Source organism: Curtobacterium sp. 'Ferrero', from assembly GCF_002412165.1.
GTDB lineage: Bacteria > Actinomycetota > Actinomycetes > Actinomycetales > Microbacteriaceae > Curtobacterium.
The window spans coordinates 1-13554 of sequence record NZ_NXIA01000024.1; the positions used below are offsets into that span (position 1 = coordinate 1).

13 protein-coding genes are annotated in these 13554 nt (G+C 72.3%); 2 read left to right on the forward strand and 11 right to left on the reverse strand.

The window, feature by feature from the left end; all coding sequences use genetic code 11:
- Positions 1–270: 270 nt before the first annotated feature.
- From Csp2054_RS15565 to Csp2054_RS15595, 7 genes are all read right to left on the reverse strand, one after another.
- Complete coding sequence (locus Csp2054_RS15565) at positions 271–1314, reverse strand: Gfo/Idh/MocA family protein (RefSeq protein ID WP_096900375.1); 1044 nt, start codon at positions 1312–1314, stop codon at positions 271–273.
- A gap of 226 nt (positions 1315–1540) precedes the next feature.
- Positions 1541–2458: a prenyltransferase gene (locus Csp2054_RS15570; protein WP_096900376.1), complete on the reverse strand. Its 918-nt coding sequence runs from the start codon at positions 2456–2458 to the stop codon at positions 1541–1543.
- On the reverse strand, positions 2455–2865 hold the full coding sequence (locus Csp2054_RS15575; RefSeq protein WP_096900377.1) for a lycopene cyclase domain-containing protein: 411 nt from the start codon (positions 2863–2865) through the stop codon (positions 2455–2457). The genes Csp2054_RS15570 and Csp2054_RS15575 overlap by 4 nt, the downstream gene beginning before the upstream one ends.
- Positions 2862–3194, reverse strand: coding sequence for a lycopene cyclase domain-containing protein (locus Csp2054_RS15580; RefSeq protein ID WP_096900378.1), 333 nt, complete (start codon positions 3192–3194; stop codon positions 2862–2864). Before Csp2054_RS15580 ends, Csp2054_RS15575 begins: the two co-directional genes overlap by 4 nt.
- Positions 3194–4759 (reverse strand): phytoene desaturase family protein, encoded by a 1566-nt coding sequence (crtI, locus tag Csp2054_RS15585; RefSeq protein ID WP_096900379.1) that lies wholly within the window; start codon positions 4757–4759, stop codon positions 3194–3196. The genes Csp2054_RS15580 and crtI overlap by 1 nt, the downstream gene beginning before the upstream one ends.
- Positions 4760–4803: 44 nt before the next feature.
- The gene (locus Csp2054_RS15590; RefSeq protein ID WP_096900380.1) at positions 4804–5754 is read right to left on the reverse strand and encodes a phytoene/squalene synthase family protein; all 951 of its coding nucleotides are present in this window, start codon (positions 5752–5754) and stop codon (positions 4804–4806) included.
- Complete coding sequence (locus tag Csp2054_RS15595; RefSeq protein WP_096900381.1) at positions 5751–6809, reverse strand: polyprenyl synthetase family protein; 1059 nt, start codon at positions 6807–6809, stop codon at positions 5751–5753. Before Csp2054_RS15595 ends, Csp2054_RS15590 begins: the two co-directional genes overlap by 4 nt.
- Positions 6810–6830: 21 nt before the next feature.
- On the opposite strand from Csp2054_RS15595, the gene idi reads away from it, so the two are divergent.
- Positions 6831–7373, forward strand: coding sequence for an isopentenyl-diphosphate Delta-isomerase (gene idi / locus Csp2054_RS15600; RefSeq protein WP_096900382.1), 543 nt, complete (start codon positions 6831–6833; stop codon positions 7371–7373).
- Positions 7374–7461: 88 nt separating this feature from the next.
- Positions 7462–8070 carry a glycerol-3-phosphate responsive antiterminator gene (locus Csp2054_RS15605; RefSeq protein WP_096900405.1) on the forward strand — a complete coding sequence of 203 codons (609 nt, stop codon included), beginning with the start codon at positions 7462–7464 and terminating at the stop codon, positions 8068–8070.
- Positions 8071–8176: 106 nt separating this feature from the next.
- On the opposite strand, the gene Csp2054_RS15610 is transcribed toward Csp2054_RS15605, so the two are convergent.
- The 4 genes from Csp2054_RS15610 to Csp2054_RS15625 all read right to left on the reverse strand — a co-directional run bounded on the left by Csp2054_RS15610 (position 8177) and on the right by Csp2054_RS15625 (position 13342).
- Entirely contained in the window at positions 8177–9604 is a 1428-nt protein-coding gene (locus Csp2054_RS15610) for an FGGY-family carbohydrate kinase (RefSeq protein ID WP_096900383.1), read from the reverse strand.
- Entirely contained in the window at positions 9601–11109 is a 1509-nt protein-coding gene (locus Csp2054_RS15615; protein WP_096900384.1) for an FAD-binding oxidoreductase, read from the reverse strand. The genes Csp2054_RS15610 and Csp2054_RS15615 overlap by 4 nt, the downstream gene beginning before the upstream one ends.
- A gap of 140 nt (positions 11110–11249) precedes the next feature.
- Positions 11250–12026 (reverse strand): SDR family oxidoreductase, encoded by a 777-nt coding sequence (locus Csp2054_RS15620; protein ID WP_096900385.1) that lies wholly within the window; start codon positions 12024–12026, stop codon positions 11250–11252.
- Positions 12027–12052: 26 nt separating this feature from the next.
- Positions 12053–13342, reverse strand: a complete 1290-nt coding sequence (locus Csp2054_RS15625) for an MFS transporter (RefSeq protein WP_141399293.1) — start codon at positions 13340–13342, stop codon at positions 12053–12055.
- Positions 13343–13554 lie beyond the last annotated feature (212 nt).

Below are 13554 nucleotides of genomic sequence, written 5' to 3' on the forward strand. Positions count from 1 at the left end.
CGGGCGCGCAGTGCCGCGCTTCCGCGGCTCCGTCGTCGCACGGCCGGGCGCCGCGGTGGACGTGGCCGGCCACGGACGGGAGGCACGGGGCGGGCGCGCACCGCGCCTCCCGTCCGGTGGTGGTCGCGGTCTCGACCACGGAAGCGACACCGGCGACGCCGCGGTCGCGGTCCGGGACGCGAGAGCGACAGATCGCACGGTTCCTGCCGCACGGATCTGTCGCTTCCGCGGGAGCGACGCGCACCGCGCGCCGCGCGCGTCGCGGCGTACCTACTCCGGGACGACCACGTCCTCGGGGAGGCCCGACTCGGCCGAGCGCTGGGCGGCCTCCATCACAGCGAGGCTGCGGAGGTTGTCGCGCCCGCTCGTCTCCGGCGCCGGACCGCCCGACACCGAGCGCGCGAAGGCCTGCAGCCCGCCCTGCCGGTCGGTGTGCGCCATCGTCGGCAGCTCCACGACCTCGGCCTCGTCGTCCTGCGTGCGACGGAGGGTCACGCGGTCGCCCTCGACGGCGTTCGGCTCACCGGAACGACTCGTGAACCAGAGCTCGCCGTCCGACCCCTGGATGCTCCACTCGCCCGCCCAGGCGGTCCGGGGAGCCCGCGAGAGCCAGCTGCCGCGGTAGCTGACGACGAGCCCGCCCTCGAGCTCGATGAGCATCGACGCGATCGCCTCGTCCTGGTACTTGCTGAACGCCGGCGACGACGCACGCGCGTACACCCGCACGGGCTCGCGGCCGGTGACCATCCGCATCAGGTCGAAATGGTGGATCGCCATGTCGTTGATCATCGCGTGCGGGAAGCGGTAGTGCGGGTGCTCCTCGAACGGCAGGTCGTTGTCCCACTGCCGGAAGTCGACGTCGATGGTCGCGACCTCCCCGACGGCGTCCGCCTCGAGCAGCTCGGTGACGACGCGCGGGGCGGGGTACCAGCGGTAGTTCTGGCTGACCTGGAGCACGAGTCCGAGCTCCTCGGCTCGGCGGACGGCGGTCGCCGCCTCCTCCGCGGTGTTGGCGAAGGGCTTCTCGACGAGGACGTGCTTGCCGGCGTCGAGGGCCTCGAGCGCGAGCGGCACGTGCGTGACGGCGGGGGCGGTGATGACGACCGCGTCGGCCTCCACCCCGGCGAGCGCCTCGGTCAGTGACGCGAACGCGGCCGAGGCCGGCAGGGCGAGGTCCTTCCGCACGGCCTCGAGCGTCGCGGGCACGGGGTCGACGATGCCGACCACCTCGACCTCCGACACCTCCGGGATGGCGGTGCGGGCCCAGTTGCCGCCCCACCCTCCGAGACCGACGTGGATGATCCGGACCGTCATGTGTGCACTCCTTCGTGGTCGACGCGCACGCCGGCCACGACGCACGCGGCGACCAGTCTGTCAGGCACCGGTGACGCGTGGAGCGGCGGGCGTGCTCGCGCGGCGGCGACGGGCACCGAGGTTCCATGACTCGCCGCGCGGTGGTCGCCGAGGTTCCGTGGACGGGCAGTTCACGCGCGGAGATGCCGGAATTCTGGAACCTCGGCGCCCGGCGCGGGAGGACGGGTCAGCGCACGAACGCGTACGCGATGAGCGCCATCGTCACGAGGAACCCGGCGAGGTAGTTGATCCAGAGGAACCGCTTCCACCCCGCGTTCGCCGACTCCGCCCCGGCGTCCGTCACGTTCCACCACGGCAGGACGTTGAGCGCGTAGGGCACGACGACGACCGCGGCGATCGGCCCCGGGAACGCCGAGAAGAGCAGCGCGGCACCGGCGACGACGTAGGCCACGAACGCCAGCCGGACGGTGGCACGCGCCCCGATCACGGTCGCCACGGACCCGATGCCGCCCGCGCGGTCGGCGAGCACGTCCTGCACCGCCCCGAACGCGTGCGAGGCGACGCCCCACAGGAAGAACGCGACGACCACGGCGCCGAGCTGCCCGGTCCAGTGCGGTCCGGCGAGCGCGAGCCCGTAGACGGCCGGCGACACGAAGTGCGTCGACGAGGTCAGGGAATCGAGGAACGGCTTCTCCTTGAACCGCAGCCCCGGGGCCGAGTAGGCGATGACCGCGAAGACGCTGATCGCGAGCACGAGCCACGACCACGGGCCGTTGCCGCTCAGCCCGCCGAGCACGACGAGCGCCACGAGGAACGGCACGTTCGTGACGACGACGGCCCAGAGCGTCGTGCGGTGCACGCTCTTGTCGAGCAGGGCGCCCTCGACACCGCCCTTCCGCGGGTTCCGCAGGTCGGACTCGTAGTCGAACACGTCGTTGATGCCGTACATGGCGAGGTTGTACGGCACGAGGAAGTAGACGACGCCGACGACGAACGTCACGACGCCGAGCGCCGAGCCGAACACGTCGGTGCCGAGCAGGTACGCGGCGCCGAACGGGTAGGCGGTGTTCACCCAGCTGATCGGCCGCGACGACGTGAAGAGGGCGCGCAGGGTCGACGGCCGGGAGGCGCGGGTCGCGGTCATGGGGTCGGCTCGCCTTCTGCGGTCGGTCGGTCGGCGCGCGGGGGCGCGGCGGTCGGTCGCGCCGGGCGCTCGAGCAGGACCCAGAGCGCCGGGAGCAGGATGATCGCCCCGATCGAGTACGCGAGGTCCTCGACCGGGATCGCTCCGATCTTCGCACCGCTGATGAGCGCGGGGTCGTAGGCGACCACGCGGAGCGTCACGATGACGTTGTCGAACACGACGGTCATGGCCAGCAGCACGAACCCGGCGACGACCGCGCTCATGACGGCGACCCGCCGACCGGTCCGCGGGTCCCGGCCGCCTGCCCGGGCTCGCCGCGCCGCCACGACACCGGCGACGACGGCCACGACGACGGCGAGCAGCAGGAACGGCGCCGCGAGGAGGGCGTAGGCCGCGTTCGTCGTCACGAGCGGCGCCGATCGACGGCACGGGCGACGAGGGGTCGGACGGCGCCGAACGCGTTCATCGTCGTCCAGCACAGCAGCAGGAGGAAGAAGAGCTCCTCGACGGGCACCTCGGGCGCCACGACGAGTCCGGTCAACACCCGCTGCGGTCCGATGAAGAAGATCCCGGCGGCGACCCCGGCGAGGTCCCACACGAGGAAGAACGCCAGACCGATCACCGTCACCAGCGCCGCGCGCCACGGGGACCGCCAGAAGAACAGGCGGAAGCGGGCGTCGAGCACCGCCATGCCGACGAGCGACACGACGAGCCCGGCGAGGTACAGCCCGGGCATCAGACGGCGGCGTCCCGCCGGAGCGGTGTCGGCAGCGGCTCCGTGCTGGTGTCCCCGTGCAGGCGCTTGAGCAGGACCTCGGCGCTGATGAGGCACATCGGCAGCCCGATCCCCGGCGTCGTCGAGGCGCCCGCGTAGTACAGCCCGTCGACCCGCTTCGAGACGTTCGGCTCGCGGAAGAACGCACTCTGCCGGAGCGTGTGCGCCGGGCCGAGCATGGAGCCGCTCCAGGCGTTGAGGTCGTCGGCGAAGTCCTGCGGTCCGATGGTCCGACGCACGCGGATGCGGTCGCGGAGGTCGGGCACGCCCGCCCGCTCGGCGATGACGTCGATGGCGCGGTCGGCGATGCGCTCGACCTCGGCGTCCCCGGCCCCGTCGACGCCGCCCCCGCCGATCGACAGGTCGGCGGGCAGCGGCACGAGGACGAACAGGTTGCTCGACCCCTCCGGCGCGACCGTCGGGTCGGTCTCGCTCGGGGCGCAGACGTAGATCGAGGCGGGGTCCGGGACGTGCCGGTCCTTCCCGAAGATCGCGCCGAAGTTCGCCTCCCAGTCCGCGGTGAACACCAGGGTGTGGTGCAGGAGCCCCGGCACCGGTCCGTCGACGCCCAGGTAGACGAGGACGGCAGACGGCCCCGGGTCGCGCTTCTGCCAGTGCTTCGCCGGGTACGTGCGGTGCTCGGGGTCGAGCAGCTCGAGCTCGGTGTGCCGGAGGTCGGCGGCGCTGACGACGAGGTCCGCCGGGACGACGTGCCGAGCGCCGTCGTGATCCAGGTGCTCGACGCCGGTGACGTGGCCGTCCTCGACGACGATGCGTTCGACGGGGGCGCCGGTGACGACCTGCACACCCTCGGCGCGCGCGAGTCGGTCGATCGCGCCGATGATCTCGTGGATGCCGCCCTTCGGGTACTGCACGCCGTCGGCGAGGTCGAGGTGGCTCATCAGGTGGTACATGCTCGGCGCGGCGTACGGGCTCGTGCCGAGGAACACCGCGGGGTAGCCGAGCACCTGCCAGAGCCGGCGGTCGGACACGGCCGTGCTCGCGTACTTCGCCAGCGGCTCGGTGAGCAGCCGCAGCAGCTTCGGGAGGCGTCGCAGCACGTCGGGCGCCGCGAGCTTCCGCAGGTCGGCGAACGTCGTGTACAGGAAGCGACGCACCGCCATCGCGTAGGTCTCCTCGGCGGAGGCGAGGTACTTCCGCATCCGCTCGCCCGCACCGGGCTCGATCGACTCGAAGAGCGCGATGTTCGCTTCCTTGTCGGCGCGCAGGTCGATCGGCTCCTCGTGCCCCTCGGAGTACACGCGGTACCCGGGGTCGAGGGTGACGAGGTCGAGCTGCTCCGACGCGGTGGTGCCGAGCAGCCGGAAGAAGTGGTCGAACACCTCGGGCATGAGGTACCACGAGGGCCCGGTGTCGAACCGGAAGCCGTCCCGCTCCCACGACCCGGCGCGACCGCCGAGCTGGTCGCGCTGCTCGAGCACCGTGACGGCGTAGCCGTCCCGCGCGAGCAGCGCGGCCGACGCGAGACCGCTGATCCCGCCGCCGATCACGACGGCGCGACGCACCGGGACCTTCCTGGGTGCAGTCGGACGGGAGGCGCGGGGCGGCGTCACCGTGTGCCTCCCGTCCGGTGGGTGGACGGGATGCGGGTGGACCGGACGCGCGCGGCCGGGCCGCGACCGGCGAGCACCTGCGCGGCCAGTCGCGCCTTCACCGGGTTCGGCACCCGCACGCGGGTGGTGATGAGCCGCGGTGCGGGCGTCGCCGCGATGCGGTCGTTGAGCTCCTGGAACAACGCGTGGGCGAGGCCGACGGCGTGCCGGGCGTCCTTCGGGAGCAGCGGGATGGTCATCGCAGCGCGGTCGAGGTCGGCCTGGACGTCGGCGACGAGTCGCACCTTCGTGTCCTCGTCGAACGTGCGGAGGTCGACGCCGGGGAAGTACGACCGGCCGAGCACCTCGAAGTCGGCGTGCAGGTCGCGGAGGAAGTTCACCTTCTGGAACGCGGCGCCGAGCGCCCGGGCACCGTCCACGAGCACGGCGTCGTCGAACGTCGGCCGGCCGGCCCGGTACACGAAAGCGCGCAGGCACATCAGCCCGACGACCTCGGCCGAGCCGTACACGTAGGTGCGGAACGACTCGTCGTCGTGCTCCGTCTTGTCGAGGTCCATCCGCATCGAGGCGAAGAACGGCCGGGTGAGCTCGGGACCGAAGCCCGTGACGCGCGCGGACCGGGCGAAGGCGTGCACGACCGGGTTCGTCGAGAAGCCGAGGGCCATCGCCCGCTCGGTGTCCTGCTCGAGCTCGTCGAGCACCGTGCGGGCGAGGTCGTGGTCGAGTCCGGCCTCGGTCGCGGGCCCGTCGACCACCTCGTCCGCCACCCGGACGAGCGCGTAGACGTTCCGGATGTGCTCGCGGGCGTCCTTCCGGAGCAGCCGCGAGGCCAGTCCGAACGAGGTGGAGTACCGGTCGATGACGACGCCGGAGGCCGCCTCGGCGGTGGCGTCGTACAGCGGGAGTCGGGCGGGGGCTGATCGGTGCGGGTGGTGCTCGACGGTCACCGGGCTCGCTCCACGAGTTCGGTCACGATGCACTCCAGTCGGTCGGCGAGGTCGTACGGCAGCCCCGCGAGTTCGGCGCGGGCGAGCGCGGTGTGGTCGGCGACGCGCTGCTCCGCCGCGGCCTTGGCGCCGCAGGACACCAGCGTCGCACGGAGCTCGGCGGCCTGCTCCTCGGTCAGGTCCGGGTCGCCGAGGTGCTCGGACAGCTCCGGCCAGCAGTCGGTGGACGCCGCGTGGGCGATCAGGACCGTGCGCTTGCCCTCGCGGAGGTCGCCGAGCACGGTCTTGCCGGTCTCGGCCTCGGACCCGAAGACCCCGAGGAGGTCGTCGACGATCTGGTAGGCGATGCCGATCTCGCGACCGAAGGCCCCGAGCGCGGCGACGACCGGCTCCGGCGCCCCGGCGAGGACGGCACCGGACTGCAGGGGCGCCTCGAACGAGTACACGCTCGTCTTCGCCCGTTCCATGGCCAGGACCTCGTCGACGGACGGCATCGGTCCGAGGGCCAGGTCGACGTCGGCCATCTCGCCCGCTGCGCTCGCGAACACCGCCTCGTCGAAGAGGTCGAGGAGTCGTGCGCGGCGCTCGCCCGTGACGCCGGACGCCTCGATGAAGCGCGGGGCCGCGGCGAGCGCCAGGTCCCCGGCGATCACGGCCGCGCTCGTGCCGCGGTGCTCGGCGGTCGGCAACGGCAGACCGCCCGTCGTCCCGGTGTCGCGGAACGACCCCGCGACGTTGGGCTGGCCGCGTCGGGACCAGTCGCGGTCGATGACGTCGTCGTGCACCACGAGGGCGGTGTGCAGGAGTTCGTAGGCGGCGCCGACGTTGGCCGCCGCCACGAGGTCGCCACCGCCGAGGGCCGTGTACGCGGTGAGGACCATCCGGGGTCGGAACCGCTTGCCGCCCATGCTCGCCCGGCGCAGCACACGCCACAGCTCGGGGTTCGGGCCGCCGTAGCGCTCGGCCCGGGCGCTCGACACGGTGAAGAACCGCTCGAGACAGTCGTCGACGAGCGCGAGGTCGATCTGCGCCATGGTGGTCGCTTCCTCGCTCATTGGCCTAACCTATCGAGTCAGATGAGCACTTTCCCGGAGACCGTGGTGCTTCTTTCCGATGACCGTACCCCGATCGGGACGGCGGACAAGTTCACGGTGCACACAGACCACACGCCCCTCCACCTCGCGTTCTCGTGCCACGTCCGGAACGCCGCGGGCGAGGTCCTGGTGACCCGCCGCGCGCTGTCGAAGAAGACCTGGCCCGGGGTCTGGACGAACACGTTCTGCGGGCACCCGGGGCCGGACGAGTCGTTCGAGGACGCCATCGCGCGACGCGCGTCGCGGGAACTCGGCATCACGGTGCGCGACGTCGAGGTCGTCCTGCCCGACTTCCGGTACCGCGCCGTGGACGCCTCGGGCATCGTCGAGAACGAGGTCTGCCCGGTGTACCGCGCGGTCACCGACGACGTCCCGGCACCCGCCGACGACGAGGTCGCCGAGTACGCGTGGGTGGCCGAGGACGAGCTGCGTGCCTCGGTGTCCGGCGCGCCGTTCGCCTGGAGCCCCTGGCTCGGTTGGCAGCTCGCGGAGCTCGAACGGGCCGGCCAGCGCGTCACCCGCTGACCGTCCGCCCGGGTCGCCGCCGGGCCCGCCGGCGGCGACATGCACAGGACTGGGCAGGTTCCCGGTCGGTACCCCGAGAATGGTCGGCATGACCACGACCGACCCCGGCACCGCCGCCGATCACCGTCGCTCGGCCGCGGCCGTGCTCGACGCCCTCCGCGACGACCCGGTCGTCGCGAGCATCAAGGACGCGGGCGCCCTCGACGCCGTGCTCGCCTCGGACCGCGGGGTCGTGTTCGTGCTGTTCGGCAGCGTGCTCGACATCGCCGACGTGGTCGCCCGCGCGAAGGACGCCGGCAAGACCGTCCTGGTCGACGTCGACCTGCTCGACGGGTTCTCGGCCCGCGAGGTCGTCGTCACCTGGCTCGCGGAGCACACCCGTGCGGACGGCGTCCTGTCGACCAAGACGAACCTCGTCCGTGCCGCCAAGCGCGCCGGGCTCGTCGCCGTGCAGCGGTTCTTCCTGGTCGACTCGTTCTCGTACCACCAGCTGCCCCGCGTCGTGGCGCAGGCGACGCCGGACGCGATCGAGATCCTGCCCGGGTGCGTGCCGCGGGTGATCACCTGGCTGCGGGCGGACGTCGACGTGCCGATCATCGCCGGCGGCCTGGTGTGCGACAAGGCGGACGTCGTCGCGGCGCTCGGTGCCGGTGCGGTCGCCGTCGCGTCGTCGGACCGGGGCGTCTGGGGCATGTGATCGCACCCGCCGCGGGTGGGCGCGCAGTGCGCAGGCGCTGCGGTGAAGGTGACCGACGCTGGACGGGAGGCGCGGTGCGGGCCGGCACCGTGCCTCCCGTCCGGCGTCAGCCCACGACGGCGGCGGTCCGCCGGAACAGCGCGTCCGTGTGGGCCGTGACGTCGGCGTGGACGGCGCGCAGCGCGTCGTAGACGGACGCCGTCGTCGGGTCCGGCTCGAAGCGGTCCCGCTCGACGACCATCGCCGACACCGCGTCAGCGAAGCTCGGGTGCACGCCCGTGGCGACGGCCGCGCAGATCGCCGCGCCCCGCCCGGCCGCGCTGTCGCCGACCACCCGCACCGTCGGCCGCTGGAACACGTCCGCCGTGATCTGCATCATGAGGTCGGACGACGAGCCGCCGCCGGAGACGACCACCCGGTCGAACGCCGTGCCGAGCTCGGCCGCCATCGCGTCGGTCCGCTCCCGCATCGTCATCGCGATGCCCTCGAGGATCGACCGGTACACGTGGGCCCGTCCCTGCCGACCGTCGAACCCGAGGATCGAGCCCTTCCGGAACGGGGCGTCGGCCGGCGCGAGCCAGTCGAGCACCGTCAGCAGCCCGTCCGACCCGGCCGGCACGGCAGCGGCCTCGCGGTTCAGGCGGTCCTCGACGCGTTCACCCGACGCCTCGGCGGCGGCGACGGCCTCGGGTCCGAGCAGGTCGCGGAACCAGCTGACCGTCCACATGCCCCGGCGGATGCCGCCCGACTCGTACAGGTACCGCCCGGGTTCCGAACCGAAGTTCGTCCAGAACGAGGTACCGCCCCCGGTGGTGCCCGACCCGACGGACATCCCGGCGATGTAGGTCCCGAGCGAGACGAGCAGCGTCGCCGGGTCGAGCAGGCCGCAGCCGAGCGCCTCCACGGCCTTGTCGTTCGCCGTGGCCACGACGGGCAGTCCCTCCGGCAGTCCGGTCGCGACGGCCGCCGCGGGGGACACCGTCCCGAGCACCGCGCCGGGGTCGACGAGCTCGAACAGCTGCGAGCGCTCCATGCCGGTGGCGGCGTACGCGGCCGGGTCCTCGCTCCACCGCCAGGTGGCGGTGTCGATCGGCCACACCCCCTGCGAGTTGGCGGCGGTGTCACGGAAGCGTCTCGTGAGCCGGTGGGTGACGTAGCCCGAGGACGTCGTGACGTACGCCACGTCGTCGTGCTCGGCGACGAAGGGTCGGCCGACCCGCTCGTCCATCCACGACAGCACCGGCTGCGCGAGCGACCCGTCGGCCCGGAGCAGCGCCCGGCAGAACCGGATGGTGCAGAGCCCGACCCCGACGATCTCGGACGGGTCCCCGTCGAACGCGGCCATCGCCTGTCGGCAGGCCGCGGCGATCGAGTCCCAGAGGTCGTCGTCGGGGTGCTCGACCACGCCGGGCGCCGGGGTGTGGTTCGGGCGCAGCGGCACCCGCCCCTCGGCGACGGCGACGCCCCGCTCGTCGAAGACCGTGACCTTCGACGACTGCGAGCCGTTGTCGATGCCGACGAGGTACTTGCTCATGCGCGGAAGGTCGTTTCCGGGTTCGCCGCGGCCGGCTGGATCGCGCCGGGTGCCGGGAAGATCGTGCCCTTGTTCATGATCCCCTTCGGGTCGAACTGCGCCTTGAGTCCCTGCATGATGGCGAACGCCGAACCGTGCTCCTCCTCGACCCAGGGGGTGCGGTACTTGCCGACGCCGTGGTGGTGGACCATCGACCCGCCGTGCCGCAGCGCCTCCTCCACGATGATGGCGTTGAGCGGGATGTGGTACTTCTCGATCTCCTCCTCCGGCGAGCAGTCGATCGCGTAGTCGTACACGAAGTACATGTTCGTGCCGGTCTGGTAGCTGTGCGACGAGTGCCCGCCGAGCATGGTCAGGTCGCCCGCGTGCGGGTACTCCTCGCGGATGCGCCGCATGACCGCGTCGTACAGGTCGGCGACGGCCGACCAGTCCGCGGAGACCTCGGTCGTGTACCCGAGGTGCTGCCGCTCGAGCATGGTCGCCTTCTCGGCGTCGATCTTGTCCTGACCCCAGTTGAGGTTCTCGAACCACTGCTCGATGAGCCCCGGGTCGACCGGCTGGTGCTCGTGCTGGGCGAGGACGCGCCGGATCTCGTCGGAGGTCGCACGGACGATGCCGGCCGGCCCCTCGGCCACGAACACGACGACGCACTTGCCCTCGGAGAAGTGCGCGAAGTGCTGGTTCGCGTCCTCGGGCGAGTAGAGCCGGACGACGCTCGGGCGGAAGCCGTTGACCACGACCTCGCGGATGATCGCGACGCCGGTGCGCATGTCGTCGACGAGCGCGCCGTGGAACTCGTTGTTCTCCGGCATGTACTTGAAGACCTTGACCGTCACCTCGGTGATGACGCAGAGCGCCCCCTCGTTGCCGATCACGACGTGGCGGATGTCGGGACCGGCGGAGCGGCGCGGGACGGCCTTGATCCGGCGGACGGCCCCGCCCGGGAAGACGGCCTCGAGCCCGACGACCATGTCCTCGATCGCTCCGTAGAGCGTCGAGAACTGCCCGATCGACCGGGTGGCGACGAGCCCGCCGTACTGCGCGAGCGGCTTCGACTGCGGGGAGTGCCCGGTGGTCAGGCCGCGCGCACGGAGCTCGTCCTCCAGTCGCTGGAGCGGCACGCCGGCCTGCACGGTGACCTGCATGTCCTCCTCGTCGATCTCGAGGATCGCGTCCATCCGCGAGCAGTCGAGCACGATGGTGTCGACGACGCTCGTCTCGAGGCCGCCCTCGGTGCCGGTGCGTCCGGTCCGCGGGACGATGTTGACGAGGTGCTCGTCGGCGAAGGCGAGCACGGCGGAGACGTCCTCGGTGGACTCGGCGTCGACGATCGCGACCGGGGTGGGCGCGTCGTAGATGCCGTGGACCGACTGGTACTTCTTGAACCGGTCGACGCTGGCCTCCTTGAGGTGCTGCTCGTCGGTGTCGATCTGGTCGGGCCGGACGACGTCGGCGAGACGCGCGAGGATCTCGGCCCGGTCGAGGGAGGCGATCGAGTCGATCATGGTGGTGAGCCCTTCGTTCGTGTGTTCCGTTGCGCTGGTCTGGTCTGCCGCCGTGGGGACGGCTGTGGCCGGGTGGTGTGCGGTCGGGAGGCGCGGTGCCCGGCCGCCACGCGCCTCCGGTGGGTGGGTGGGTGGGTCCGTCACCGGACGAGGTAGCCGCCGTCGACGGTCAGGGTGTGGCCGTTGACGTAGTCGGACGCCCGCGAGGCGAGGAAGACGGTCGCGCCCATGAGGTCGGCCGCTTCGCCCCACCGCCCGGCCGGGACGTGGTCGAGGACCCGCTGGTTCGTGGTCGGGTCGGACCGGGTCTGCTCGGTGATCTTGGTGGCGAAGTAGCCGGGGGCGATCGCGTTCACCTGCACGTTGTGCCGGGCGAGCTCGTCGCAGTACGCCTTCGTGAAGCCGACGATGCCGTGCTTCGTCGCGGCGTACGCCGGGGACCACTGCCCGCCGAGGAACGCGAACAGCGACGCGATGTTGATGATCTTGCCGGAGCCCTGGGCGACGAACCGCTTCGCGACCGCGTGTCCGAGGGCGAAGGGGGCGGTGAGGTTGACGGCCACCATCGGGTCCCACTTCTCGCGGTCGAACGCCTCGACGTCGTCGAGCAGGCAGATGCCCGCCGAGTTCACGAGCACGTCGATCCCCCCGAGCGCGGCCTCGCACTCGGTGACGATGCGCTCGGGGGCGTCGGCCGCGGTGAGGTCGACCTCGAGGAACGCGTACCGACGCCCGGCGCCCTCGACGAGCGTCCGCGTCGTGCCGTCGTCGTCGGTCACGCTCGGGACGAAGACGTCGGCGCCCGCCCGGGCGAGCGCGAGCGAGAACGCCTGGCCGAGGCCGGTGTTGCCGCCCGTGACGATGGCGCGCCTGCCCGCGAGCGAGAACAGGTCCATCGAGAAGTCGCGGATGTCCATGGGGTCCTTTCGAGGGGTGTGGAGGGTCAGGCCGCAGCGACGACCGGGTCGTCGGCGGCGAATCGGCGGGCGAGGTCGCGGGCTCGCACGCGCATGGTCAGCGTGGTCAGCAGGACGCCGAGCAGCGCGGCGACGAGGAGGACGGCGAACATCGCGGTGGTGCCGCCGCCCTGTGGCGCGACGTCGTTCGCGGGGTCGCCCACCCACCAGGCGCCGAGGGCCGGCAGGAACGCGTCCGGCAGGTACGCGATTCCGGACGCGAGTCCGATGACCCCGCCGCGCTGGGCGAGCGGGACCTCGAGCTCGCCGACCTGTGCCCAGTAGACGCCCCGTGCGGTGAACACGGCGACGCACATCACGACCATGAGTCCGACCGCCGCCCAGACGAGCGCGGGGTCCTGCGGCAGGACGAGGAAGCCGAGTGCGCTGACCGCCGCGACGACGAACGCCCACCGCAGGAACGCCGGCGACGAGCGCGTCCAACGGTCGACGAGCAGGCCGCCGACCGGTCCGCCGACGATCTGGAAGACGTAGGTGCGCACGACGCCGATCGCACCGAGGAGCACGACGGGCACCGCGTACCCGTCCTGCAGCAGCGGCGTCAGGTAGCCGAGCAGCGTGTAGAAGCAGTACATCAGCATGATCGACCCGCCGATCAGCCAGGTGTAGCGGTTGCGCGCGGCGGTGACGAGCTCCCGGAGCGTGACGGTCTGCCGGCCGACGTCCGCGAGGGCGTCCCGGTCGACCCGGACCACCAGGAACACGAGCACCGCGAGCACGAGGCAGAGCGCCCCGTAGATCCGCATCACCGCGAGCACCCCGGCGGTCTCGGCGACGGCGGCCGCGACGACGGCGGCCCCGACGAACCCGACGACCGTCGAGGTGACGCCGCGGATGCCCTCGAGCCAGCCGAACAGCTTGCCCTGCTCGTCGGCGGAACCGAGCATCGAGACGAGCTTGACGAGCGACGACCAGTAGAGCCCCATGCCGAGCACCGCCATGAGCACGTGCGCCACGAGGACCGCGACCGGGCCCGGCGCGGACGACAGCCAGAGGTCGATGACGCCCGTGCCCGCCAGGGCCACGACGATGAGCGTCCGGGGCGGGAACCGGTCCGCGAACCAGCCGCCGCAGAAGTACATGACCACCGCGACGGCACCGAACACGGACGTCACCTGGCCGTACTGCTGGATCGTCAGGCCGAGCGCGTGCGCGGTGTCCGCGAGGAACACGAAGCGGATGTAGGCGACCTGGAAGATCGCGCCGCCGGTCATCGAGAGGACGACGAAGCTCGCCAGTCGGCGGGACTCGGGCACGGCCACTCCTTCGTGGTGGGGGGTGGGAGGGAGGAGGCCCCGGACGAACGAAAAAACAGCGACACCCCAGCGCCGGGGCGCTGCGGGTGCCGCTGTTCTCTGAGGTCTGGAGCGACTGTCGTCCGGGTGGGACGACCGGTCTTCGGTTGTGGCGGTCGGCGTCCCGTGGGCGGCCCGACTCGCGGTGAACCGTAACGGACGGACCTGGGAAC